The sequence below is a fragment of the Tabrizicola sp. genome (genome assembly GCF_022842145.1).
Taxonomy (GTDB): domain Bacteria; phylum Pseudomonadota; class Alphaproteobacteria; order Rhodobacterales; family Rhodobacteraceae; genus Tabrizicola.
Genome location: NZ_JALHQD010000003.1, coordinates 1 through 24,017, shown reverse-complemented (window position 1 = coordinate 24,017; position 24,017 = coordinate 1). Strand labels below are relative to the sequence as shown.

Sequence of the window (24,017 nt, the reverse complement as noted above, 5' to 3'; positions counted from 1 at the left end):
GGGGGATCCAGGGGAGCGGCCCCTCCCATCACGCCGAGACGCGCCCCACGATGTCGGCCAGCATGGTGCGGATACCGTCGATGGACCCCATCGCCGGCACCCGTTCCAGAACGGACAGACGGTCGTAATGCGCGATCAGCGGTGCCGTTTCGGCGTGGTAGGCTTGCAGCCTGGCCCGCACGGTTTCGGCGTTGTCGTCGGCCCGGCGCTTGAACGCCGTGCCGCCACACTTGTCGCAGGTCCCCGCCGTGGCGGGCTGCTTGAACTCGTCATGATAGCCTTCGCCGCACGAGGCGCAGGTATAGCGGCCCGAGACGCGGGCGATCATCGCCGCGTCCTCGACCTCCAGGCTGACGGCGGCAGTGACTTTCCCACCGCCTTCGGCCAGCAACTGGTCCAGCGCCGCGGCCTGACCCGCCGTGCGGGGAAAGCCGTCCAGAATGATGCCCTTCGCCACGTCGGGCTGGGCCATCCGGTCCTTCAGCACTGCCAGCACGATGTCGTCGGAGACCAGTTGCCCAGACTCCATCACCGCCTTGGCGCGTTTGCCCGCCTCGGTCCCCGCTGCCACAGCGGCGCGAAGAAGGTCGCCGGTCGAAAGCTGGATCAGACCGAAGTCCTCCTCCAGCATCCGCGCTTGCGTGCCCTTGCCTGCGCCTGGGGGACCAAGAAGGATCAGAACCGGCCCCACGGGTCAGCCCTTGTTCATGCGGTTGGCGATCAGGTCGTCGACCACCGCCGGATCGGCCAGCGTCGAGGTGTCACCCAGCGCCCCAAAGTCGTTCTCGGCGATCTTGCGCAGGATGCGGCGCATGATCTTGCCCGAACGGGTCTTCGGCAGGCCCGGCGCCCACTGGATCAGGTCCGGCTTGGCAATCGGCCCGATCTCGTTCCGCACCCAGGCTTCCAGCTTCTTGCGCAGATCCTCGGTCGGCTCGACGCCCTTCATCAGGGTCACATAGGCATAGATGCCCTGCCCCTTGATGTCGTGCGGATAGCCCACCACGGCCGCCTCGGCCACCGCCTCATGCGCCACCAGCGCAGATTCGACTTCCGCCGTCCCCATCCGGTGACCCGAGACGTTGATCACATCGTCGACGCGGCCCGTGATCCAGTAATAGCCATCCGCATCGCGGCGGCAGCCGTCCCCGGTGAAGTAATAGCCCTTGTACTGGCTGAAGTAGGCCTCTTCGAAGCGGGCGTGGTCACCCCAGAGCGTCCGCATCTGTCCCGGCCAGCTGTCGGCAAAGCAAAGGACGCCCTCGGTCTCGGTTTCCGACTGGATCGCCCCCGAGGCCGCATCCAGCACCACCGGCTGCACTCCGAAGAACGGCACCGTGGCCGAGCCCGGCTTGGTCGGGATCGCACCCGGCAGCGGCGTCAGCATGTGGCCCCCGGTCTCGGTCTGCCAGAAGGTGTCGACGATCGGCAGCTTCCCCTTGCCGACATGGGTGTTGTACCAGGCCCAGGCTTCCGGGTTGATCGGCTCGCCCACGGACCCCAGCAGCTTCAGCGACGACAGGTCGTGCTTTTCGACCCACTCGGTCCCCAGCCCCATCAGCGACCGGATCGCCGTCGGCGCGGTGTAGAACTGGCTGACCTTGTGCTTGGCGCAAACCTCCCAGAACCGCCCCGCGTCGGGGAAGTTGGGCACGCCTTCGAACATCAGCGTCGTCGCGCCATTGGAGAGCGGCCCATAGACGATGTAGCTGTGCCCCGTGACCCAACCCACGTCCGCCGTACACCAGAACACATCGCCGTCATGGTAGTCGAAGGTGATCTGCTGCGTCATCGAGGCGTAAACGAGGTATCCGCCGGTGGTATGCACCACGCCCTTCGGCTTGCCGGTCGAGCCAGAGGTGTACAGGATGAACATCGGGTCTTCCGCTCCGACCTCGACGTAAGGGCAATAGGGCTTCGCCGCCGCCATCTCGGCGTTCAGGTCGAAGTCCCGGCCCTCGACCCAGGACGTCTGGTCGCCGGTGCGCTTGGCCACAAGCACGCGCACCCTGTCGGAACAGTGCAGCAGCGCCTTGTCCGTATTGTCCTTCAACCCGGTCTTCTTGCCCGCCCGCGGCGCCCAGTCGGCGGTGATCACCAGCTTGGCGTCGCAATCGTTGATCCGGTTCGCCAGCGCGTCCGGCGAGAAGCCCCCGAAGACGATGGAGTGCACCGCCCCGATCCGGGTGCAGGCCAGCATCGCGTAAGCCGCCTCGGGGATCATCGGCATGTAAAGGACAACCCGGTCGCCCTTGGTCACGCCATGCGCCTTCAACACGTTGGCCAGACGGCAGGTCTGCTCCAGAAGCTCGCGGTAGGTGATGTGCTTGGACGGAGTCTTCGGATCATCGGCTTCCCAGATGATCGCGGTCTGGTCGGCGCGGGTCAGCATGTGGCGGTCGATGCAGTTGGCGCTGACGTTCAGATGCCCGTCCTCGAACCACTTGATCGACACGTTGCCCGGCTGGAACGAGGTGTTCTTGACGCGGGTGTAGGGCTTGATCCAGTCCAGGCGCAATCCTTCGGCGCCCCAGAACGCCTCCGGGTCCTGGACCGAGGCCGCATAGCGCGCCTCATACGCCTTCGCGTCGACATGGGCTTTCGCCACGAAGTCGTTCGACGGCGGATAGATGGATTTGGCGGCTTCGGTCATTTTCTCTCCTCCCGAGAGGGGTGTGGGCCAACACCCCGGAACAACGTGGGACAGGTCAGGAAGGCCTTCCCCACGCCAAGATTACCACTTCGTAAAGAATTTCGTAACCCCCTATTTTTCATCGATAATTCTGTAAACTAATTAACTGATGATCGGTAATTTTAGTAAATGTGTGAAAATTGTGTCGCCCAAGTGCTTGCTTTCGCTGGCCCGTTACCGCTCACGGCCCCGTGAAGATGGACGCATTTCTGGTGAAGTGAGCGGAACCGGTCCGGTGACGCCCGGGTTCAACGTGATTCGCCGTCCAGTTGCGCGTCCAGCGCGGCATCGACCTCGGCCAGGCTGGCGGCGTACTGCACTTCCGGCACGCGCAAGCCCTGCGCTTCCAGCTGGCGGCGCAACTCCGGCTTCAATCCGACGAGGTAAAGCCGTCCACCCCGCCGCCGCGCGCGGGCGGCCAGGCTGTGCATCCCCCGCGCGCCCGAACTGTCGATCAACGGCACGCCCGACATCTCCAGCACCAGCGCGCGCGGCGCCTCGGCGATCTGGTCAAGAACGCCGCCAAGCTGCGCGGCGGCGCCGAAGAAATACGGGCCCTCCAGGTGATAGACCACGCGGTCCGCCCGCGGCGTCTCCAGTTGCTCGGCGCGCGGTCGCATCCCGGCGGTTTCCGACATGCGCTTGATGAAGACCAGACCCGCCAGCGCGAAGCCCACAACGATCCCTTCGGTCAGGTCGCGGAAGACGACCAGCAGGAAGGTCGCCAGGACCACCAGCGCATCGCCCCGGCTGGACCGCAGAAGCGCCGCGAACTCGTGCCGTTCGGCCATGCCCCAGGCGACGACGGCCAGCACTCCGGCAAGGGCCGCCAGCGGGATATAGGCGGCCAGCGGTGCGGCGATCATCAGGAAGGCCAAGAGGAACAGGGAATGCAGCATCCCCGACACCGGCCCCTTGCTTCCCGCCCGCACGTTGGTCGCCGTCCGCGCGATTGTCCCCGTCACGCAGAACCCGCCGAACAAGCCCGAGCCGATGTTCGCCACCCCCTGCGCCACCAGCTCGGCGTTCGACCGGTGCCGCGCGCCCGACATCCCGTCGGCCACCACGGCGGAGAGGAGCGACTCAATCGCCCCCAGAAGCGCAAAGCTCGCCGCCCAGGGCAGCGCCTGCTGCCACAGCGTGAGGTCCGGCATCGCAGGCATGGGCAGCATCTGCGGCAAGGCTCCGAACTGCGAGCCGATGGTCGCCACGGGCAAGGTCAGGACCGCCACCACGACCGCAGCCAGCGCCACCGCGATCAGCATCCCGGGCCAGTGCGGCCTGACCCGGCGCAGCCCCAGGATCACCGCCGCCGTCAGTGCCGCCACAACCACGGCGGCCCAGGTCACCGTCCCCCGCGCCTCCCACAGGGCGCGGACCTTCTCGATGATCTCGCCGGGTTCCGTCCCGGGCAGGGTCAGACCGAACATCTCGCGCAGCTGGCTGGCGAAGATGATGACGGCGATCCCGGCGGTGAAACCCACAGTGACCGGATAGGGGATGTAGCGGATATAGGTGCCCAGGCGCAGCAACCCCGCCGCGATCAGGATCAGACCCGACAAAATCGTCGCCAGGATCAGCCCCTGCACCCCCGTCGCCGTCACGCAGGCCGCGACCAGCACGATGAACGCCCCCGCGGGGCCGCCAACCTGATAGCGCGACCCGCCCAGCGCGCTGACCAGGAACCCGCCCACGATTGCCGTGTAAAGCCCCCGTTCCGGCCCCACGCCGCTGGCAATCGCGATGGCCATCGACAAGGGCAGCGCCACGATGGCCACCGTCAGCCCGGCCAGTGCATCCGCGCGCAGATGGGCCAGCCCATAACCCTCGCGCCAGACGGTCAGAAGCTTCGGCAGGAACTCGGACGGGCCATTGTGGCCCCGTGCGGTGTCGGTCATGATGGTGCCCTAGCCGGAGCTCGCCAGTCGTTGCTGGTCCTCGTGCCCCGGGTGCCGCCAGAAGATTCCTCTGCCCTTGGACTGTCAACAGCTTCCATGACCACCCGCCCCGACCCCGTCCAGCCCGCCACCGAGGACGCTCTCGCCCTCGTCCGTCAGCTTCTGTCGCTGGGCCACGCCGCCCTGGCCTGGGAGGACCCGGACACCGGCACCCCCGGGATCAGCCGCATCGCCTTTGCCCGCGACCCGCAGGCGGGGATGCTGACCCTTGTCTCCGGCCTCGCCCCCCATTTCCGCGCTCTGCGCGACCGGCCCGACTGCGCCCTCATGCTGGGCGAGGTTGGCGACAAGGGCGATCCCCTCACCCACCCGCGCCTGATGGTCCGCGCCCGCGCAAGCTTCGTCGCACCCGACGACCCGGACCGCCCCAACCTCCGCGCCCGCTGGTTGGAGCGGAACCCCAAGGCGACGCTCTACATCGACCTGCCCGACTTCGCGTTCGTGCGCCTGACACCCGTCTCGGCCCTGCTGAACGGTGGCTTCGCGCGCGCCTTCCACGTGGCACCCGAAGATCTGTGAATGAAAGCGGGCGGCCCCGAAGGACCGCCCGCCTCGTCACCGCCATCCCGCCAATCAGGCCGGAACGTCCATCCGCATGGTGACCAGCGCCTTGCCCCGCACCGCTTCGCCCCAGCGCACTTGCGCTTCGTTGCCGCCCGCACCCGTCCCCGGCACCGAATACGGGAAGACATAGCGCGCGGCCCCCGCCCCGTTGGTGATCATACCCTCCGGTGACACAGCCTCGACCATCCGGATCCGCGCGCCGAACGGCACGAAGCCACCCGCGCTGACGTTCCAGGTCTCGGCGGCGGTGTTCTGGGTATGCGTCACCTGCACCGGGTTGATGATCCACTGGGTCACGTTGTTGAAGCTGTTCCCCTCGACCCGCACGTTGCGCGACCGCGCGAAGTCCAGCGAGGCGAAACTGGTGTCCACCATGTCCACCCGGTCGACGATGGCGCTGATGCTGCGGAAGCTGTTCGACACGATCGAGAAGCCCGACAGGAAATGTCCCGGCCCGTAGGGCTTGACCACGATCCAGCGGAACGCGGCCGAGGTATCGGACGAGATGAACACGTTGCCGACGATGTTCAGCCCGCCGAACGAGAACTCGCCATTCTCCTGCGGCTCACTGTCATGCTCGTTGCCCCATTCGATGAAGCAGTTGTCGATGTAGTTCCCCGTCACCACGGTCGACACGTTGGTCTGCGTGAAGACCAGCCCCGCCCGCCGCAGACCGGCCGCGGTGTTGTCGCCCTGGAAGAAGTGGTTGGCATGGATCAGGTGGGCCGAGCCGTGGATGATCGCGAAATGCGCAAATCGCACGATCCGGTTGTTGCGCAGCTTCACGTCGTTGGCGTTGATGTTCAGGCAGATCGAGGTGCGGTCGACCGCCGCCACGCTTTGCTCGTTCGACAGGAACTGGCACATGTCGACGAACATGCCCTGGCAGCCCTCGCCCGGAGAGGTGATCCCCCGGTCCTGCGGCCGGTTGAAGGTGCAGGACAGAAACCGCTGCGTGTTGCCCGTCATCGGCAGCATCACCGCCGATCCCGTGCCGTTGTTGTTGAACTCCAGGTCCTCCAGCTCGAACCGCGACATCAGCTGAAAGCCCGACAGGTCCAGCATGTACTTGAACCGCCGGAAGGTATAGCTCCGCGTGCCCGCCGCCGCGTAAAGCGGCTGGCTCAGCGACAGGGTCCCCGCGCTGACGTTCTTGCCCGAGACATAGACCTCGCGCCCCACCCCCGTCCCGACCACCAGCGCGCCGACCGGGATGTTCGCCACGTTAGCGACGTTGGTCAGCGTCAGGTTGTTGGCGGTCGAATAGGTGGCGATCGACGTGAACTCCTCGGTCGTCCAGGCCGGCCCGGGGATGGCGACGAGCGAGCCGTTCCGGACACCCCGGCGCCCGGTAAAGCTGGTCAGGCCCGACAGCGCCGCCACGTCGATGGGCGAGGTGATCTCGACCCGGCGACCCGACAGGTCCAGCGTGACATAGTCGGTAAAGAAGAACAGCGCCTGCAGCGCCCGGCGGAACCCCTCCAACTCGGTCCCGAAGGCCTGGCCATAGGTGTTGAGGTCATAGTTCCGCGTCAGCACCAGCCGCCGGTTCGACGGCATCGACACCGTCCCCTCGAACCGGATGCGGCTGTTGATCGTGACATCGCTGTTCAGCCGGAACACCCCCGACGGCACCAGGATCTCGCGCCCCTGCGCCCCCGCATCGGCGGCAAGGAAGGCCGGCGCGTCATTCGTTGTCCCGTCCCCCAAGGCGCCATAGTCGCGCACATCGACCCAGTCCATCAGCTTGCGGATGAAGATGTTGGTGACATCCTCGACCTCGATGTCGTCGATCCGCACCACGCCCCCGTTCGCGCCGGTCAGGTCCAGGCCGACATGGGCGTAGACCGACTGCAGCGACCAGGGCAGCGTCACCCCCGTGCGGCTGGCCGGCGAGATGATCGCGCTGACCGTCACCACCTGCCCGTAAGCCGTCAGCGCGACCGAGGCCCCGGTCTGCGGCAGGCCCACCACGTTCACCCCGCTGACATCCCCCGCCCAGGCCGCGATCCGGACGGAAGGCAGGTTCCCCGCCACCGCCTTCACCCGCGCCGTCACCCGCAGGTACAGCCCCGGCTGGATTGGCGTCTGCGCGAAGGACCGCAGCTTCTGCGTGGCCTCGGTCTTCTGCAATTCCAGGCAGCCGCCGAAGTCCTGGTCGCTTGTCACCAGCGCCGCATTGGGCTGGCCCTGGTACGAGCCCGAACCGGGCGTCCCGTCCTCGCGCGACCAGAGATTGAGCCCTGCCGAGAACGGCGGCGGCATCAGGACCAGCCCGTCAGTGATAGCCTTGTTCATCTTCGTTTCCCTTGCCTCGCTTCGCGCCACTGCCACGCGCGATGCACCAGGACCCCCCGGACAACGCGCCGTCATGGGGCCAAGGGGGTAGCAAGGAAGCCTTAACCGCGGCTCAGGGTGCCGCGCGCCGGACGGGCATTTTGCGCAACACAAGTGCACTCCCGGCCATCGGATGAGGCCGACGAAACGCGTTCCCCCACCCGCAGGCGAGGGGGTCAGGGTCAGGGGGTGGCGGCAAACTCAGATGTAAAAGCGATCTTTGCGGACGCACCGTCACCCCCCGGCGTCACGGGAAGGACCAGACCGGAAAGCGGGCAGCCCGCCTCAGGCCCCGACGTCAGGCGCCGGCAGGATCTGCACCGCATTGATCTGCCAGCCCTCGGCGGTCTCGACCATCATGTAGTCCAGAAACCAGCCCGCCCCGGCCTGATCGGTGATCCGAACCCGCTGCCACAGGTTCCCCGCCACTTCGCGCAGGTCCATCATCTGGACCTCTGCCGGACGGTAGACCATCGGATAGCCCTGCTTCACCATCGCGCCGAAATTCTCGGGCGTGCCGAACATCCCCTTGATCGTGGGGCTGGCAAAGGTGAAGGCGCGGCCAAAATCGTCGGCCTGGAAGGCGTCGATCTGGCTGCGGATCGTGTCCTGGATCGGCGCCTCCTGAGCGGCGGCAGGCAAGGCCAGAACAGTGGCAAAGAAGGCGGCATAGATACCATTGCGCATCGGCAATCGCTCCCGGTCGAACATCCCCATTCCCACCGACCTAGGCCATCTGCCCCGAAGTCAACCGCAACCGCGATGGCGCTTGACGAAACCGCCGCCGCCGCGCTTCCCTGTCCGCACCCAGCCAAGGAGAGTTCGATGCGCGTTCTGACCGCCTGCCTTGCTTTGCTCGCCGCCCCTGCCTTCGCCCAGTCCGAAGAAGCCGTGACTATCGACACGCCGCTTGGCCCGGTGATCGGCACCCTGGAAATCCCGGCCGGCGACCCCGCGCCCGTGGTCCTCCTCTTCCACGGCTTCACCGGCGTCCGCGACGAACTCCCCGTCGCCACGACCGACGAGGGCGTCTTCTCCCGCACCGCGCGCCTCCTGGCCGAACAGGGCATCGCCTCCTTGCGGATCGACTTCCGCGGCTCGGGCGAAAGCCCCGGTGCCTTTGCCGACACCACCTTCGAAGGCCAGGTCGCCGACGGACTGGCCGCCATCGACTGGCTGGAGGCCAACGCCGCCGTCGACGGCCAGCGTCTTGCCGTCATCGGGTGGAGCCAGGGCGGCCTTGTCGCCACCGCCGTCGCGGGCCGGTCCGACAAGCCCGACGCGCTGGTCCTTTGGGCCGCCGTGGCCAACCCCGAGGAAAGCTTTGGCGGCATCGTCGGGGCCGAGACCCTTGCCAAGGGCCTCGAAGCGGGCGACGCGGCCCTGCCCGTCACCCTGCCCTGGGGTGCCGTGGTCGAGCTGAAGCGCGGCTTCTTCGAGGGCGTCACCACCTTCGACCCCCCGGCTGAACTTGCCTCCTATGCCGGTCCCCTGTTCATCGCGCATGGCACCAAGGACACCACGGTCCTGCCCGCCGCCGTCGACACCTTCCTCGCCGCGCATGAGGGCGAAGAGTCGAAGTGGATCGCTGATATGGACCACGTCTTCAACGCCTTTACCGGGCCGGAAACGCTTGACCAGATGGTGGGCGAAACGGTGGCCTTCCTGAAGCCGCACCTCCAGTAGGACGCCTCCTCGTTCGACTTCGTCTCCTCGTCGGAGCACCCCCGCGAGGAGAAGACGAAGTCGAACGACGAGCCACCGCCGCGAGGAAAAGACGAAGGCGCATGACGAGCCGCCGCCGTGACTTACCGAACGCGAGAAGGGACGCAGTCCCCGACGAGCCGCCCGCTAGACCGGCGGGCGATACAGAGTGGCCGTGAACCCTTCCGACACCGCGCTCGTCTTGATGTCCATCCAGCCCGCCCCGCGAAAGGCCGCCCGCACCGCCGCATCGCCGACGGCGGCACCCTTGCCCTTGCCATGCACGCACCAGACCCGCAGCCCGCTGGCCTGCCCGGCCGCCAGCGCCGCCTCCAAGTCGCCCGGCCCCGTTAGCACAGCCACGATCATCGCGGCACCCTGCGATCCCGGCGCGGTCGCCCCTGACACAGCCACCGCGATCTCCTCAGGTGGCGGCCCCCCGATCACCCAGGCCCGCGCCGTCGCTGAAACCTCCAGCTTTGCCGCCAGCGACGGCACCGGCTTTTCCAGCGCCTTGACCCAGGCCGCCGCCTCCGTCGCTCCCAGCGTCAGCACCAGCGGCTCGCCATCGGAGTGCAGGCAAAGGTCCTCGCCCTCGACCCGCCACCCCGTCAGCCCGGCCCGCGGCAAGCTACCCCGCACCTCGCCGCGCAGGGTAATCCCACCGCTCTCCAGATAGGCCTTCACGGCACCCGACTGGCCGCGCCAGACCGCATGCCCTTCCGCCTCGCGCCCCATCCGGTCCTCCGTTCAGGCGACCAGTTCGCCCTTCAGCGCCCGCTCCATCAGCACCACCGTCTCGTCCACGCCATACAAGGCAATGAACCCGCCAAAACGCGGCCCATCCGACGCCCCCAGAAGCACCTCGTACAGCGCCTTGAACCAGTCGCGCAGCGGTTCGAACCCGTGGTCCTTGCCCACGGCAAAGACCATCGACTGCAAAGCCTCGTCGTCCGTCGCCCCGTCCCAGACCTTCAGGCGACCAACCAGATCCTCCATCGCCGCCCGCTCCCGGTCGTCCGGCAACCGGAACTGCCGCGTCGGAGCAATCTTGTCGGCAAAATACCGCACCGCATAGCCCGCCGCCGCATCCAGATCCGGATGCGTCTCGGGCGAAGCGTCCGCGGCATACCGCTTCAGGAACTTCCACAGCGCCCCCGCATCCTTCGCCCCCGACACGCTCGCCAGGTTCAACAGCATGCCAAAGCTGACCACCATCCGGCTCTCCGGAGGCTTGCCCCCATGGATATGCCAGACCGGATTGTTCACCTGGCCCGCCACATCCTGCGTCGGATAGGCGCGCAACTGCTGGTGATACTCATCCACCGCCCGCGGGATCACGTCGAAATGCATCCGCTTCGCCGTCTTCGGCTTTTGGTACATGAAGTAGGACAGGCTCTCGGTGGCCGCATAGGTCAGCCACTCGTCGATCGTCAGGCCGTTGCCCTTCGACTTCGAAATCTTCTGCCCCTGGTCATCCAGAAACAGCTCATAAGTCATGTGGTTCGGCTTCCGCCCCCCCAACACCTCGCAGATCCCGTCGTAGATCGGAGTATTCGTGCTGTGGTCCTTCCCGTACATCTCGAAGTCCACATCCAGCGCCGCCCAGCGCGCGCCGAAATCCGGCTTCCACTGCAGCTTCACATGGCCACCCGTGACCGGCACCGTCCACTCCCGCCCGGTCTCGTCGTCAAACGTGATCTCGCCCCGCGCCGCATCGACATGCTTCATCGGCACATACATGACGCGGCCCGACTCAGGGTGGATCGGCAGGAAGCAGCTGTAGGTCTGCTGCCGCTCCTCGCGCAGACTGGCCAGCATGATCGCCATGATCGCGTCATACCGCTCGGCACACAGCCGCAGCGTGTCGTCAAACCGCCCGCTCTTGTAGAACTCCGTGGCCGAGATGAACTCGTACTCGAAGCCAAACGTGTCCAGAAACCGCCGCAGCATCGCGTTGTTGTGGTGGCCAAAGCTCTCGAACTCGCCATAGGGGTCCGGAACCGAGGTCAGCGGCATCTGCATGTACTGCCGCAGCATCTCCTGGTTCGGGACGTTCTCCGGCACCTTCCGCATTCCGTCCACGTCGTCGGAAAAACAGATCAGCCGCGTCGGGATGTCCGAGATGATCTCGAACGCCCGCCGGATCATCGTCGTCCGCGCCACTTCGCCGAACGTCCCGATATGCGGCAAGCCCGACGGCCCGTAGCCCGTCTCGAACAGGACATAGCCCTTCGCCGGGTCCTTGCCACCATAGCGTTTCAGCACCGCGCGGGCCTCTTCAAAGGGCCAGGCCTTCGAATTCATCGCCGCATCCCGCAGGGCACTCATCGCATATCTCCAGATCCGCCCGCAGACCCCATGTCGCAGGCCTCAAACTTGTGTAGAAGCCGTCCTCTATTGCCCCCCGTCCCCCCCGTCAATAATCTGCCGCCAACCGCTTGAGCCAGGAGCCGACCATGCCAGAATCCGCCATGTCCCCCCAGGATGCCCTTGTGGCCGTCATGGTCGCCACCTCCGCCTCCGATCAGAACATGCGAACGGCCGAGCTGGTGGCGATCACCCGCATGGTCAACCACATGCCCGCCTTCGCCACCTACGACCCCGACCGCATCCGCCGCGTCAGCCGCATCGTGTTCGATCTGTTCGAGGAGGAAGACGGCCTCGACGCCCTCTTCGGCCTGATCCGCGGGGCCCTGCCCGAGCGTCTGTACGAGACCGCCTACGCCCTGGCCTGCGACGTGGTCACTGCGGACGGTCGCCACTCCCAGGTCGAGCTCCGCATGCTGGAGGAGGTCCGGGAGGAGCTGAAGATCGACCGCCTCCACGCCGCGGCCATCGAGTGGGGCGCGCGGGTGCGGCATATGGTGGTGTGAGCCCCAGTTGGTGCGCTATTCCTGGATTGCGATCTGTCTGCGGCTTCGAACAGAGATGGAGCAGGCAATGAAGGCACGTCCAAGCGATGACATGAGCAGTCTGTCGCTAACTGGTCGCACCGTTCGGGAAAACTCGTCGAAACCGTCCATTGCCATGGCCCTGCTGCGGTATTTCACCACGCGACTCAGGAAAAGACGCCTAAACTTTGGATGAGCAATCAGGAACTCTGAGTGCTTCGACAGAATATACTCGAATCCCCGTGCGCGTTCCAAGGCATTCGCAGATTTAGTGATGCTTGCTTTATCACCCTCGGCTCTCGTCGGGTCGTGTCTCAGCAATACACCCGGCTCCCGGTCGTAGTAGGACTCAAGACCCATCGACGCCAACCGGATACAGAATTCCGTATCTTCGTTCACCCGAATTCTGGCATCAATTCCACCAGACTGGATAAAGGCGTCCCGGCGAATCCAGAAGCCCATTCCCATACCGGCAAGCCGCAAATGCAATTCCGACCCATCTCCATAGATGCCCGTTGCCTGTTTTCTTCCGTGATAGGTGGGCTGGCCGTCAAGTTCCATATGAAGAGGCGCACAATGGCCGTATGCGCATTGCGCCGGACGCGCGCTATTCAGTACCCTCTTGCAATAGTCCGGCATCAATTCGTCATCATCATCAAGGAAGAACAGGACTTCCCCACCGGACTGCGAGATGCCGAAATTGCGTGCTTGTGAGGGACCATGCGGTCCGGGATTGTTCAGGACCTTGATCTTTTCGCTCATAAAACCGGAAAGCGCCTCGACGGCCGGGATTGACCCCGCATCATCTACGACGACGATTTCCCCGCCATCTGGCAACGCATTCAGTGCGGACTTGACCGCGGCGAGCAAGCTTTTTGGCCGGTCCTTAGTCGGGATTATTATGGAGCAGATCATCAGGATATACCGCCGGAAAGCGCCTCAGAATGTGTAGGGATAGGGCTTTAGTGCTTTGCCTCGGAACAGCCGGACCAGATTTGAAGCAGTCCCTGGGGGATGCCTGGTCGGCGTCGACGGCTCGACTATTCCCCTTTGACCGACATCTTCGACGAACCGCGCCAGCCATTCCTCTGTGCGCGCATCTCTCTGGATCGAATGTTTGCTTTCCGGAAGACTGCTGACGGCACGTCCGCAGTGATCGGAAATGCAGTTAACAAATTTTTCCGGCGTTCCGAGTAGATCTTCGTAAACGAAGCAGTCAGGCTCAAGTTGCCGCAGTTCAAGATAGGCGTTCCAGTAGGCATCCGACCGTGAAAGAAGAAAATAGCAGCGGCAGATCAAGTCAAAGTCATACTCTGCCTCTGCCCTTTTAGGATTGCTTTTAGTCCACTGGTTTGTCTGGATTCCCCGCGCGTACGAAATTGCTTGGCGAATGCGATCTCGTCTGGTCAGGCGAACCAGATTGGTGTCATGTTCGTCCATGAAATACTTGATCAGATCGAAGCCGAACTTGATCTGGACGAAGTGAACATGCGCCGGAAAGATTTTTACGCAGAAGTATCCATTACTGGTGGATGCCTTCGCCAACACTCTTTCTATCAGTTCTTCCTGATTTTTCGGCATCGGGTTCCGCAAGAACCAGCTGGAAAACCATTCACCGCTGTTGCCAAGAAAGCCAGTTCCATTGGTCAGAGAGATAAGCCAGTTCGACCCCGATCTTCCCTCCGTCAATATCAGAGAGCCTTTCGCCCTTGCCACTTGATTGTCTTCCTACATCGGTGTTGGACACGCAATCCCGCATGAACACCGGCGTTGATATCCCCGAGGTCTTCCTCTGAACATCCGGGCAATGGATAGTTGCATTATCTATGCATACCCTTGTTATCCCTCATGCTTGCAAAACCCGTACCGTCCACCGTGGACACACCGGAGTCCCTTGCAGGCCCCGTTCGGCGCCTCCACGCCCCTCATCGACATCGGCAAGAGTACCGGCTTTGACGGGACGAGCACTCCGCTCATCAACCCCTTAACAAACCCCTAACGCCCACCGCATCCATCAATAAAATCAACTATTTGCGATTCGCGCCACGCGCGGGCACCCCGACGGAGTCCCTTGCGGCCCCTACCAGCGCCTCAGCTGGCCAGCATTCGGGCCATCGTGTCGGTGATCGCGGTGTCATTGTAGGGTTTCGAGAAGAACAGGCTCCCCATCGGCAGTTCGCTCTCCGCCAGGATCGCGGCCCCCGAGGCGACCATGATCCGCACCGGAGGCCAGCGCTCGCGGATGTAGTGGGCCAGCTTGATCCCGTCCATCGTGCCCGGCATCTGCACGTCGGTGAAGACCAGATCGATGTCTGTCCGCATCTCCAGGATCGCGATCGCCGCGTCGGCGTCCCTCGCTTCCAGCGCCTCGTAGCCGGCCGCCATAACCAGATCGACCGCTCCCATCCGGATCAGCGGGTCGTCCTCGACCACCAGCACGACCGCCCTGTCGTTCTTCATGACTCTTACCTTATTTCGGCGGCACTCGGGGCGGCCATGCTACTCAACTGCGCTGCGAGGGTGTTGTTCCTAGGCGGCGGGCGGAAGATCTTCCTTCTGCGTCTTCGCCCCGCGATGACTGATCACGACGGCAGTACCAGGCTCTGCATCGCTTACCACGATCCCGGCATCAAGGTTGCGGGTCAGAGCCTCGACGATCCCCGTCCCCAGCCCGGCCTTCGGAGCATTCTCGCCCGTGTCCATCCCGACGCCGTCGTCGATCACCGAGAGGGTCCACTCGGTCCCCTCCGACCGGTAGTCCACGGCGATCAAGCCCTGCCGCTTTTCGGGGAAAGCATGCTTCAGCGCGTTGATGACCAGTTCGGTCACGATCAGCCCCATGCTGACCGACAACGCCGCCGGGACGACGCTGTCATCCACCGTCACGGTCAGGCGCAGGCATTCCGGATCGGGGATCATGGACGCACTCAGGCTTTCCCCAAGCTGGACCAGATAGTCGCGCATCACGACGGTGTCGCCGTCCGATCCGGACAGCTGCCGTTGCACGGCTGCGATCGACATCACGCGGTGATGCGCGCTTTGCAGGTAGCCCCGCGCTTCTTCGGACTGGACGCGGCGGGCACTCTGCATCAGCACGCTGGCGATGATCTGCAGGCTGTTTGCCACCCGGTGCTGGATCTCCTTCACCAGGATTGCCTTTTCGCGGATCAGGTCGTCCTTGTGTCGCGCTTCGGCGCGCGCGACCGTAACGTCCGTTATGGCCAGCAAAAGCCGCACTGGTCCGTCCTGCCCATCGGCAAGAACCTTGGCATGCATCACCAGATTGCGCGTCTCTTGGTCCGGTCTGACAAGATCGATTTCGTAAGCTTCGACCTCAGCGCTTCCAGAGGCCGTCGTCTTCAGCAAGGAGACAAGTTTCGGCATCTTCCATTCGCCATGTCCCAGATCCTTGAGATGACGTCCGAAGACCGTTTTCGGGTCGACGGCGAATGCCCGACAGAACGAACTGCTTGCCGCGATGACGACCAGATCTTCGGTCAGAAAAAGCAGCGGCTCGTTGGAGGCAACAACCACAGCCAAGGTGCTCGCAGCCTCGGCGGGCTCGAGAAGTGTATGTGGCAAGACGCTTCCTCCTGATGCTCTGTTGTACACGCATGGTTCCGAATGGACTGCGCGCGCGAAAACCCAGGCCGATAGCTGTCAACCTTACTGGTAGCACATGACCACGGCAGAGAACTATTCTAATCGCGGTCAGGTCGAGGACGGTCCCTTTTGTCCAACGCGGTTTCTCGTCAAGCGTTCCATCTGTTCTCGTCATCACGAGCCAGCGAAGCTTTATCCTGCATAGTGGCTACACCCGGACCCGATGACAAACCTGACTGTCCACAATCTTTCCAGTAAACTCCACGGCTTACCGATTTTCCCGCTGTGGACGCACCGGATGTCCCTAGCGGTCCCCTCCCGGCCCCCGCCCGCAACAAAACCCCTTCCCTTCCCGGATTTCCCCCGTATAGTCGCCCCCCATGATCAGGGCTCACCACATCTCCCCCACCGTCCGGGCGCTCCGCCCGACGATGCCCCTTGGTCTCCTGCTTCTTAGCCGCCTCTGAGCGTGCCCCCGGGCGCGACCGCTCAGAGGTGACCAGCGCCCCCCACGCTCAGCTAAGACAAGGACCAGACCAATGACCCCCGATCCAGCCAAACAAGCCAAAGTCGTCATCTTCGACACCACCCTGCGCGACGGAGAGCAGTCCCCCGGCGCGACCATGACCCACGAGGAAAAGCTGGAGATCGCTTCCCTCCTGGACGAGATGGGGGTCGACATCATCGAGGCCGGCTTCCCCATCGCCTCCGAAGGCGACTTCGCCGCCGTCTCCGAAATCTCCCGCCGGGCCAAGAACAGCACCATCTGCGGCCTCGCCCGCGCGAACTTCAAGGACATCGACCGCTGCTGGGAGGCAGTGAAGCACGCCAAATCCCCCCGCATCCACACCTTCATCGGCACCTCGCCTCTCCACCGGGCGATTCCGAACCTCGACATGGATCAGATGGCCGAGCGGATCCACGACACGGTGACCCACGCCAGAAACCTCTGTGACAACGTCCAGTGGTCCCCGATGGACGCGACCCGGACCGAGCACGACTACCTCTGCCGCGTGGTGGAAATCGCGATCAAGGCGGGGGCGACGACGATCAACATCCCCGACACCGTCGGCTACACTTACCCGATGGAATCGGCGAAGATCATTTGCATGCTTCTGGAGCGCGTCCCCGGCGCCGACACGATCATCTTCGCCACCCACTGCCACAACGACCTCGGCATGGCGACCGCCAACGCCCTGGCGGCCGTTGAAGCCGGTGCCCGGCAGATCGAATGCACGATCAACGGTCTGGGTGAGCGGGCGGGCAACACCGCGCTGGAAGAGGTCGTGATGGCCATGCGGGTCCGCAACGACATCCTGCCGTTCCAGACCAGCATCGACACCACCAAGATCATGAACCTCAGCCGCCGCGTCTCTCAGGTTTCGGGCTTCCCGGTCCAGTTCAACAAGGCCATCGTCGGCAAGAACGCCTTCCTGCATGAATCCGGCATCCATCAGGACGGCGTCCTGAAGAACGTCCAGACCTTCGAGATCATGCGCCCCGAGGATATCGGGCTGACCCAGAAGAACCTGACGATGGGCAAGCACTCGGGCCGCGCGGCGCTGCGGTCCAAGCTGAAGGACCTGGGCTTCGACCTCGCCGACAACCAGTTGAACGACGTCTTCGTCCGCTTTAAGGCGCTGGCCGACCGCAAGAAGGAAGTCTACGACGACGACCTGATCGCCCTCGTCAGCGACGAGCAGACCAACGACGCCTACGAATACCTGCAATTGAAGAAGCTGCGCGTCGTCTGCGGCACCGAGGGCCCGCAAGAGGCCGACATGATCCTGACCATCGACGGGGTCGACCACCACATCGACGCCACGGGCGACGGGCCGGTCGATGCGGCGTTCATGTGTGTGAAGATGCTCTTCCCCCACAAGGCGCGGCTGCAGGTCTATCAAGTCCATGCGGTGACCGAGGGGACCGACGCGCAGGCGACGGTCTCGGTCCGGCTGGAGGAGGACGGGCGCATCGTGACCGGCTCGTCGGCGGATACCGACACGATCGTGGCCTCGACGAAGGCCTATATCAACGCGCTGAACCGGCTGATCATCCGGCGGCAGAAGACCGCGCCGGGCGAGGATGTGAAGACCGTCTCTTACCACGGCGAATGAGGAACCGGCCCCCGGCGCCATGCGTGGCGGCTGGGGCCATCCCTATGAAGTCAATGACTTGGCTGCGGGCGTTCACGGGTCTTGACCTTAGCCCGCGCCAAACTCCTTGCATCTGGCCTAAAGCGGGCCGAACCTTGCGCTGATCGCCGCAGCATGGGCGGCCACCGCAGGGATCTTCGCCCAGTCGGCCAGGAGGTCGGCCCAGCGCAATGCGATAAAGCTGACGTTATCGCCTTTCACCGCCCGGGCGAAATCGGCGATCTCGGCCTGATGCCGGGCGATGGCGTCGCGGGACACCGGCTTGCCGTTGGCCCAGGTGGCAGGCGCCGCGTGCAGATAGACCAGCACCGCGCCAAGGCCCCGCTTCAGGCTTTGGGTCCGCAACGCATAGGCGTGCTTGACCAATTGCACGGCGTCCAGGCAGCGGTAGCTTTGCCGCCCCGTCGCCAAGGCCTGCCGCATCGCCGTATACCGCCTCATGCCAGCGCCCCAGTCCCGGCTGTCGAAAGCTTCGGAAAAGCTGTTGGCCTTGCCGGGCCGGAACGGCTCGTAGCGTCTGCTTTCGATCCCGACCAGCGTGGTGGGCGTGGTGATCGCCGCATCCAGCCAGGGGTGGCGTCCGCCGCTCCAGGGAAAGCGCAACTCGGCCTCGATCTCCAGGGCCTCCGGCAGACCCATCGGCACGCCGGGAAGGGGAAGCATGGACCTGGGCCGGTCGAGAAACCAGCCGAAGGCATTGGCCACCAGCGCGGCGGAGGATTCCGGGCTGTCAAACTTGCCCGAGGCCAGTTCGTTGCCGGGTGAGCGGCCAAGGGCGGCAAGCACCGCATCGCCGGGAACACCAGGCAGGAAATCGGTCATAGGTCTTGGCCCTTCATGTCCTGCAGCACGTTGCCGCCATCGACCACCAGCATCGCGCCCGTGACGTATGAGGCCATATCCGACGCAAGGAAGGCGGCACAAGCCGCCACTTCGTCGGGCGTGCCGGACCGCCGCAAGGGGGTTGCAAGACCTGCCCGCGCTTCCTCCTCGGTCTGGCTTTCGGTGGCGATCCAGCCGGGCAGGACCGCGTTGCAGGTGACACCCTGCACCCCATATTCCAGCGCGATGGACCGGGTCAGGCCGGCCACGGCGGCCTTGGCGGTGGAATAGCCCGCCGCCCCCGCGAAAGTGACCAGGGGTCCGGTGACCGAGGCGATGTTGACGATCCGGCCGAACCCGCGCGCGGCCATTCCAGGCAGGACAGAGCGGCAGCAGTGGAAGGTGGTGTTCAGGTTCAAAGCCAGATGATGCGCCCAGGCGGCATCGTCAATCTCGGCCAGTCGTCCGTCGCTGACCGTCTTGCCGGTCTGCACCATGCCGGCATTGTTCACCAGGATTTCCACCGGCCCCAGGGTTGCCTCGACCGCGGCCACAAGGCCCGCCACCTGCACCGCGTCGGTCAGGTCGGCGATATGCGCCAGGCAACCCAACTCCGCCGCGCGGTCGTGGATGCGCGTCGAGGTCGCGCTGATCGCAACCCGCGCGCCCGCCGCCACCAGCGCCCGCGCGGTGGCAAAGCCGATTCCCCCGGGCGATCCCGCCCCCGTCACCAGCGCCACGCGTCCAGTCCCTGTCATTGCCTGATCCTGTCCCTGGGTGCCTTGACGGTCTCATATCGTAAAAGTGCAAGGAAGACGGAAAATCCAGCCTGATCCTCTGCCATTTAAGTCGCATTACCTCAAGCACGCGGAAGTGCGCGGAGTACCTCCAGCGGGGCTTTCGCTTCTGCTCGCCATGCCACTATAAGAAGGCGCCCCGTCGGTGCCCCCGAGTCGGGGCCGTATCTATTACCTGAAGGACTGCACATGGCTTTCTTCCCAAGCCTGTTTTCGTCGGACATGGCTATCGACCTCGGGACCGCGAACACGCTGGTCTACATCCGTGGCAAGGGGATCGTGCTGAACGAACCCTCGGTGGTGGCCTATCACATCAAGGACGGCAAGAAGCAGGTCCTCGCGGTGGGTGAAGATGCGAAGCTGATGCTGGGCCGGACCCCCGGTACCATCTCGGCGATCCGTCCGATGCGCGACGGGGTGATCGCCGACTTCGAAGCGGCGGAAGAGATGATCAAGCATTTCATCCGCAAGGTGCACAAGCGGTCCACGATCAGTAAGCCCAAGATCATCGTCTGTGTGCCGCACGGCGCGACCCCCGTTGAAAAGCGGGCGATCCGTCAGTCGGTGCTTTCTGCAGGCGCCAAGCGGGCGGGCCTGATCGCCGAACCCATCGCGGCGGCCATCGGCGCGGGGATGCCGATCACCGAACCCACCGGAAACATGGTCGTCGACATCGGCGGCGGCACCACCGAAGTCGCCGTCCTGTCGCTGGGCGACATCGTCTATGCCCGCTCGGTCCGCGTCGGCGGCGACCGGATGGACGAAGCCATCGTGAACTACCTGCGCCGCCACCAGAACCTTCTGATCGGCGAAAGCACCGCCGAACGCATCAAGACCTCGATCGGCACCGCGCGGATGCCGGACGACGGGCGCGGCTCCTCGATGACCATCCGCGGCCGCGACCTTCTGAACGGCGTCCCGAAGGAAACCGAGATCAACCAGGCCCAGGTCGCGGAAGCGCTGGCCGAACCCGTGCAGCAGATCTGCGACGCGGTGATGCAGGCGCTGGAGGCCACTCCGCCGGACCTGGCCGCCGACATCGTCGACCGGGGCGTCATGCTGACCGGGGGCGGTGCGCTTCTGGGCGAGCTGGACCTGTCCTTGCGCGAACAGACCGGGCTGTCGATCTCTGTCGCCAACGAGTCACTGAATTGTGTTGCCCTCGGCACCGGCAAGGCGCTGGAATACGAGAAGCAGCTTCGGCATGTGATCGACTACGATACCTGAGCGCGCGCCCCTGCGGCGAAGGAAGCTTGACACGTGGCCAAGAACCGCACCGCCCCCGAGGAATACTCGCGCCCGCTGCGCCGTCTGCTGGTCTGGATCGCGGTGCTGTTCCTGCTGGCGATCTTTCTGATCTGGCGGATCGATTCCCCGCGCGTGGAACGCTTCCGCGCCGCGATCATCGATGCGGTGGTGCCGAACTTCGACTGGGCGATGCGACCGATCACGATGGTCGCGGGCATGGTCGACGATTTCCAGTCCTACACCCGGATCTACGAACAGAACCAGGAGCTGAAGCGCGAGTTGCAGCAGATGAAGGCCTGGAAAGAGGCGGCGCTTCAGCTTGAACAGAAGAACGCCCGCCTCCTGGACCTGAACAATGTGCGCCTTGACCCCAAGCTGACCCATGTCACCGGGGTCGTGATGGCCGACAGCGGCAGCCCCTTCCGCCAGTCGGTCCTGCTGAACGTCGGCGCCCGCGACGGCATCCGCGACGGCTGGGCGACGATGGACGGGATCGGCCTTGTGGGCCGCATCTCGGGCGTGGGCGAACGCACCGCGCGGGTGATCCTGGTCACCGACAGCAACAGCCGCATTCCCGTCACCATCCAGCCCTCGGGGCAGAAGGCGCTTCTCTCGGGCGACAACTCGCCCCTGCCGCCGCTGGAGTTCATCGAGGACACCGACGAGGTCCGCCCCGGCGACCGCGTCGTGACCTCGGGCGAGGGCGAGGTCTTTCCAGCCGGTCTTCTGGTCGGCCAGGTGGCGCTTAGCACCGACAAGCGCCTGCGGGTGGTTCTGGCGGCGGATTACCAGCGGCTGGAGTTCCTGCGCGTGCTGCGCAGCCACAACCTGGAACCGATCACCGATCCCGGCAGCCTGATCGCCCCGCCCGCCACAGCGCCCCTGCCCGACACCTCGGCCGGGGCCGCCGAGGCCGCGGCGGGTGCCCCGCCAGTCGAGACCGAGGGCGGCAACGTCGAGGAAGCCGGTTCCGGTGCCGCAGAAGGCCCCGCGCCGGAGGCCGTCGATGGGTGATTTCTGGCGTCAGGAACAGTGGGTCTTCCGTGCGCTCTTCGTGGCCATCGCGCTGGTCCTGCTGTTCATCCGGCTTCTGCCGTTGGGCAATGCGCCCGGCGCGCTGCCCGGCCCCGATCTTCTGATCTGCGTGATCATGGCCTGGATCGTGCGGCGGCCCGATTTCCTGCCGATGCCGCTGATCCTGATCATCATCCTGGCCGAGGACCTGATCCTGATGCGCCCCCCCGGCCTCTGGACCGCCGTGGTGATCCTGGCGACCGAAATCCTGCGCGGGCGCATCGCGCTCACGCGGGAGTTAAGTTTCGTGGTGGAATGGCTCTTGGTCTCGGGCGCCATGCTCGGCATGATGCTGCTGTACCGGCTGGCCCTGGGCATTGCCTTCGTGCCGCAGGCCCCGTTCGGCTTTGCCATCGTGCAGGTGCTGTGGTCGATCGCGGTCTACCCGGTGGTCGTGGGCCTGTCGCGGCTGGCGCTTGACCTCCGGAAGCCCGCGACCGGCGAAGTGGACAATTTCGGGAGACGGTTGTGAGACGCACGGCCCGCGACACTGAGGAAAGCAACCGCACCCTCAACCGCCGTACCCTGATGCTGGGCGGCGCGATGGCGGCGATGGTCGCCGTCCTGGGCGTGCGGATGCGCTATCTTCAGGTCGATCAGGCCGACGAGTTCAAGCTTCTCGCCGAGGAAAACCGCATCAACATCCGCCTGATCCCCCCGGTCCGCGGCCTGATCCAGGACCGCAACGGCAAGATCATCGCGGGCAACGAACAGAACTACCGCGTGGTCATCACGCGCGAGGCGGCGGGCGACGTCGATCTTGTCATGCGGCGTCTTGCCAGCATCATTCCGATGACCGCCGAAGAGATGCGCGCCACCATCGAAGAGGTGGACGCGCTGTCGGCCTTCGTCCCCGTGACCGTGGCCGAACGGCTGAGCTGGGACGATTTCTCCAAGGTTGCCGTCAACGCCCCCGCCTTGCCCGGTGTCGTTCCCGAGGTCGGCCAGTCCCGCCGCTATCCCCTGGATTTCGATTTCGCCCATGTCGTCGGCTACGTCGGCCCGGTCAGCGACAAGGACCTGGCAGAACTGGACGCCCCCGATCCCCTGCTGAAGATCCCGAAATTCCAGATCGGCAAGATCGGTGTCGAGAAGTGGATGGAGGACACCCTGCGCGGCGACGCCGGGACCAAGCGGATCGAGGTGAACTCCGCCGGCCGCGTCATGCGCGAACTGGAACGCCAGGAGGGTGACCCCGGCACCGACATTCGCCTGACCATCGACGCAGACCTGCAGAACTTTGCCCAGGTGCGCCTGGGCGAGGAAAGCGCCGCCGTCGTGGTGATCGACACGACCAACGGGGATGTCCTGTGCTGCGCCTCGGCCCCATCCTTCGACCCGAACCTCTTCGTGCGCGGTATCAGCCATACCGACTACAAGGGCCTGATGGAGGACGACCACCGGCCCCTGGCGAACAAGACCGTCTCGGGCGCCTATCCGCCGGGGTCCACCTTCAAGATGGTCACCGCGCTCGCCGCTCTTGAGGCAGGGGTCATCAACGCCGACACCAAGGTCAGCTGCCCCGGCTACATCGAATTCGGCGGCCGCCGCTTCCACTGCTGGAAACGCGCGGGCCACGGCACGGTCCGGCTGGAACGCAGCCTGTCGGAAAGCTGCGACGTCTATTACTATGACATCGCCCAGAAGGTCGGCATCGACAGGATCGCCGACATGGGCCGCAGGCTTGGCCTGGGCCAGCGTTACGACATGCCGATGTCGGCGATCACCGACGGCATCATGCCGAACAAGCAGTGGAAGATGGAACGCCACAAGCAGGACTGGCGGATCGGTGACACGATCAACGCCTCGATCGGGCAGGGCTACGTGCTGAGCTCGCCCCTGCAACTGGCCGTGATGACCGCCCGCATCGCCAGCGGTCGCGCCGTGACGCCGCGTCTGGTCCGCATGGTCCGCGACAAGGAACTACCCGCCCCGGAGGCACTACCGCTGGAGGTCCCGCCCGAATACCTCGCCGCCGTGCGCAAGGGCATGTACGAGGTGGTGAACGGCGAACACGGCACGGCGAAGTCCAGCCGCATCGTCGATCCGACGATGGTCATGGCGGGCAAGACCGGCACCAGCCAGGTCCGCAACATCTCGAAGGCCGAGCGCGAGGCCGGGGTGATCTCGAACGAGGACCTGCCCTGGAACCGGCGCGACCATGCGCT

Annotated in this window: 21 protein-coding genes; 8 read left to right on the top strand and 13 right to left on the bottom strand. The window is 65.0% G+C overall.

The features are described 5' to 3' along the window. Nucleotides 1-28 precede the first annotated feature (28 nt). The 3 genes from Q0C42_RS08280 to Q0C42_RS08270 form a co-directional block, all read right to left on the bottom strand. The gene (locus Q0C42_RS08280; protein ID WP_295074362.1) at nucleotides 29-691 is read right to left on the bottom strand and encodes an adenylate kinase; all 663 of its coding nucleotides are present in this window, start codon (nucleotides 689-691) and stop codon (nucleotides 29-31) included. A gap of 3 nt (nucleotides 692-694) precedes the next feature. Next, nucleotides 695-2,653 (bottom strand): acetate--CoA ligase, encoded by a 1,959-nt coding sequence (gene acs, locus Q0C42_RS08275; RefSeq protein ID WP_295074361.1) that lies wholly within the window; start codon nucleotides 2,651-2,653, stop codon nucleotides 695-697. A gap of 287 nt (nucleotides 2,654-2,940) precedes the next feature. Next, nucleotides 2,941-4,590, bottom strand: coding sequence for a SulP family inorganic anion transporter (locus tag Q0C42_RS08270; protein ID WP_295074360.1), 1,650 nt, complete (start codon nucleotides 4,588-4,590; stop codon nucleotides 2,941-2,943). Nucleotides 4,591-4,686: 96 nt separating this feature from the next. Between Q0C42_RS08270 and Q0C42_RS08265 the strand changes: the two genes are divergently transcribed. Then, nucleotides 4,687-5,169: a pyridoxamine 5-phosphate oxidase gene (locus Q0C42_RS08265; RefSeq protein WP_295074359.1), complete on the top strand. Its 483-nt coding sequence runs from the start codon at nucleotides 4,687-4,689 to the stop codon at nucleotides 5,167-5,169. Nucleotides 5,170-5,223: 54 nt separating this feature from the next. On the opposite strand, the gene Q0C42_RS08260 is transcribed toward Q0C42_RS08265, so the two are convergent. Continuing rightward, entirely contained in the window at nucleotides 5,224-7,512 is a 2,289-nt protein-coding gene (locus Q0C42_RS08260) for a glycosyl hydrolase family 28-related protein (protein ID WP_295074358.1), read from the bottom strand. A gap of 324 nt (nucleotides 7,513-7,836) precedes the next feature. Next, nucleotides 7,837-8,238: a DUF4864 domain-containing protein gene (locus Q0C42_RS08255; RefSeq protein ID WP_295074357.1), complete on the bottom strand. Its 402-nt coding sequence runs from the start codon at nucleotides 8,236-8,238 to the stop codon at nucleotides 7,837-7,839. A gap of 138 nt (nucleotides 8,239-8,376) precedes the next feature. On the opposite strand from Q0C42_RS08255, the gene Q0C42_RS08250 reads away from it, so the two are divergent. Next, the gene (locus tag Q0C42_RS08250) at nucleotides 8,377-9,237 is read left to right on the top strand and encodes an alpha/beta fold hydrolase (RefSeq protein WP_295074356.1); all 861 of its coding nucleotides are present in this window, start codon (nucleotides 8,377-8,379) and stop codon (nucleotides 9,235-9,237) included. Between the two features lie 165 nt (nucleotides 9,238-9,402). On the opposite strand, the gene Q0C42_RS08245 is transcribed toward Q0C42_RS08250, so the two are convergent. Both Q0C42_RS08245 and Q0C42_RS08240 read right to left on the bottom strand, forming a co-directional pair. Next, the gene (locus tag Q0C42_RS08245; protein ID WP_295074355.1) at nucleotides 9,403-9,993 is read right to left on the bottom strand and encodes a hypothetical protein; all 591 of its coding nucleotides are present in this window, start codon (nucleotides 9,991-9,993) and stop codon (nucleotides 9,403-9,405) included. Between the two features lie 12 nt (nucleotides 9,994-10,005). Next, complete coding sequence (locus tag Q0C42_RS08240; RefSeq protein WP_295074354.1) at nucleotides 10,006-11,586, bottom strand: lysine--tRNA ligase; 1,581 nt, start codon at nucleotides 11,584-11,586, stop codon at nucleotides 10,006-10,008. Between the two features lie 128 nt (nucleotides 11,587-11,714). Here Q0C42_RS08240 and Q0C42_RS08235 point away from each other — a divergent pair, with 128 nt between their 5' ends. Continuing rightward, nucleotides 11,715-12,131 (top strand): tellurite resistance TerB family protein, encoded by a 417-nt coding sequence (locus Q0C42_RS08235; protein WP_295074353.1) that lies wholly within the window; start codon nucleotides 11,715-11,717, stop codon nucleotides 12,129-12,131. A gap of 15 nt (nucleotides 12,132-12,146) precedes the next feature. Here Q0C42_RS08235 and Q0C42_RS08230 read toward each other — a convergent pair whose 3' ends face one another. The 4 genes from Q0C42_RS08230 to Q0C42_RS08215 all read right to left on the bottom strand — a co-directional run bounded on the left by Q0C42_RS08230 (nucleotide 12,147) and on the right by Q0C42_RS08215 (nucleotide 15,731). Continuing rightward, the gene (locus Q0C42_RS08230) at nucleotides 12,147-13,064 is read right to left on the bottom strand and encodes a glycosyltransferase family 2 protein (RefSeq protein WP_295074352.1); all 918 of its coding nucleotides are present in this window, start codon (nucleotides 13,062-13,064) and stop codon (nucleotides 12,147-12,149) included. 24 nt (nucleotides 13,065-13,088) lie between these two features. Then, nucleotides 13,089-13,865, bottom strand: a complete 777-nt coding sequence (locus tag Q0C42_RS08225; RefSeq protein ID WP_295074351.1) for a Stf0 family sulfotransferase — start codon at nucleotides 13,863-13,865, stop codon at nucleotides 13,089-13,091. Between the two features lie 375 nt (nucleotides 13,866-14,240). Continuing rightward, complete coding sequence (locus Q0C42_RS08220) at nucleotides 14,241-14,609, bottom strand: response regulator (RefSeq protein ID WP_295074350.1); 369 nt, start codon at nucleotides 14,607-14,609, stop codon at nucleotides 14,241-14,243. Between the two features lie 69 nt (nucleotides 14,610-14,678). Continuing rightward, nucleotides 14,679-15,731 (bottom strand): histidine kinase dimerization/phosphoacceptor domain -containing protein, encoded by a 1,053-nt coding sequence (locus Q0C42_RS08215; protein WP_295074349.1) that lies wholly within the window; start codon nucleotides 15,729-15,731, stop codon nucleotides 14,679-14,681. 560 nt (nucleotides 15,732-16,291) lie between these two features. Here Q0C42_RS08215 and Q0C42_RS08210 point away from each other — a divergent pair. Then, nucleotides 16,292-17,869 (top strand): 2-isopropylmalate synthase, encoded by a 1,578-nt coding sequence (locus tag Q0C42_RS08210; protein ID WP_295074348.1) that lies wholly within the window; start codon nucleotides 16,292-16,294, stop codon nucleotides 17,867-17,869. Nucleotides 17,870-17,986: 117 nt separating this feature from the next. Here Q0C42_RS08210 and Q0C42_RS08205 read toward each other — a convergent pair whose 3' ends face one another. Beyond that, entirely contained in the window at nucleotides 17,987-18,730 is a 744-nt protein-coding gene (locus tag Q0C42_RS08205) for a hypothetical protein (protein WP_295074347.1), read from the bottom strand. Then, nucleotides 18,727-19,488, bottom strand: coding sequence for an SDR family NAD(P)-dependent oxidoreductase (locus Q0C42_RS08200; RefSeq protein ID WP_295074346.1), 762 nt, complete (start codon nucleotides 19,486-19,488; stop codon nucleotides 18,727-18,729). Before Q0C42_RS08200 ends, Q0C42_RS08205 begins: the two co-directional genes overlap by 4 nt. 228 nt (nucleotides 19,489-19,716) lie before the next feature. On the opposite strand from Q0C42_RS08200, the gene Q0C42_RS08195 reads away from it, so the two are divergent. From Q0C42_RS08195 to mrdA, 4 genes are all read left to right on the top strand, one after another. Then, a complete protein-coding gene (locus Q0C42_RS08195) occupies nucleotides 19,717-20,754 on the top strand; it encodes a rod shape-determining protein (protein WP_295074345.1) in 1,038 nt (345 codons plus the stop codon). A gap of 33 nt (nucleotides 20,755-20,787) precedes the next feature. Continuing rightward, entirely contained in the window at nucleotides 20,788-21,789 is a 1,002-nt protein-coding gene (gene mreC / locus Q0C42_RS08190; protein WP_295074344.1) for a rod shape-determining protein MreC, read from the top strand. After that, nucleotides 21,782-22,321, top strand: coding sequence for a rod shape-determining protein MreD (locus tag Q0C42_RS08185; protein ID WP_295074343.1), 540 nt, complete (start codon nucleotides 21,782-21,784; stop codon nucleotides 22,319-22,321). The genes mreC and Q0C42_RS08185 overlap by 8 nt, the downstream gene beginning before the upstream one ends. Next, the coding region (gene mrdA, locus Q0C42_RS08180) for a penicillin-binding protein 2 (protein WP_295074342.1) at nucleotides 22,318-24,017 on the top strand (1,700 nt) is incomplete at its 3' end. The genes Q0C42_RS08185 and mrdA, both read left to right, overlap by 4 nt.

Excerpts from the sequence above, each read along its gene's own strand:
- Q0C42_RS08265 (WP_295074359.1), top strand. The coding sequence starts at position 4,687 with ATGACCACCCGCCCCGACCCCGTCCAGCCCGCCACCGAGGACGCTCTC.
- Q0C42_RS08250 (WP_295074356.1), top strand. The coding sequence starts at position 8,377 with ATGCGCGTTCTGACCGCCTGCCTTGCTTTGCTCGCCGCCCCTGCCTTC.
- Q0C42_RS08240 (WP_295074354.1), bottom strand. The coding sequence starts at position 11,586 with ATGAGTGCCCTGCGGGATGCGGCGATGAATTCGAAGGCCTGGCCCTTT.
- Q0C42_RS08220 (WP_295074350.1), bottom strand. The coding sequence starts at position 14,609 with ATGAAGAACGACAGGGCGGTCGTGCTGGTGGTCGAGGACGACCCGCTG.
- Q0C42_RS08230 (WP_295074352.1), bottom strand. The coding sequence starts at position 13,064 with ATGATCTGCTCCATAATAATCCCGACTAAGGACCGGCCAAAAAGCTTG.
- Q0C42_RS08245 (WP_295074355.1), bottom strand. The coding sequence starts at position 9,993 with ATGGGGCGCGAGGCGGAAGGGCATGCGGTCTGGCGCGGCCAGTCGGGT.
- Q0C42_RS08270 (WP_295074360.1), bottom strand. The coding sequence starts at position 4,590 with ATGACCGACACCGCACGGGGCCACAATGGCCCGTCCGAGTTCCTGCCG.
- Q0C42_RS08255 (WP_295074357.1), bottom strand. The coding sequence starts at position 8,238 with ATGCGCAATGGTATCTATGCCGCCTTCTTTGCCACTGTTCTGGCCTTG.
- Q0C42_RS08195 (WP_295074345.1), top strand. The coding sequence starts at position 19,717 with ATGGCTTTCTTCCCAAGCCTGTTTTCGTCGGACATGGCTATCGACCTC.
- acs (WP_295074361.1), bottom strand. The coding sequence starts at position 2,653 with ATGACCGAAGCCGCCAAATCCATCTATCCGCCGTCGAACGACTTCGTG.
- Q0C42_RS08210 (WP_295074348.1), top strand. The coding sequence starts at position 16,292 with ATGACCCCCGATCCAGCCAAACAAGCCAAAGTCGTCATCTTCGACACC.
- Q0C42_RS08205 (WP_295074347.1), bottom strand. The coding sequence starts at position 18,730 with ATGACCGATTTCCTGCCTGGTGTTCCCGGCGATGCGGTGCTTGCCGCC.
- Q0C42_RS08260 (WP_295074358.1), bottom strand. The coding sequence starts at position 7,512 with ATGAACAAGGCTATCACTGACGGGCTGGTCCTGATGCCGCCGCCGTTC.
- Q0C42_RS08185 (WP_295074343.1), top strand. The coding sequence starts at position 21,782 with ATGGGTGATTTCTGGCGTCAGGAACAGTGGGTCTTCCGTGCGCTCTTC.
- Q0C42_RS08200 (WP_295074346.1), bottom strand. The coding sequence starts at position 19,488 with ATGACAGGGACTGGACGCGTGGCGCTGGTGACGGGGGCGGGATCGCCC.
- Q0C42_RS08235 (WP_295074353.1), top strand. The coding sequence starts at position 11,715 with ATGCCAGAATCCGCCATGTCCCCCCAGGATGCCCTTGTGGCCGTCATG.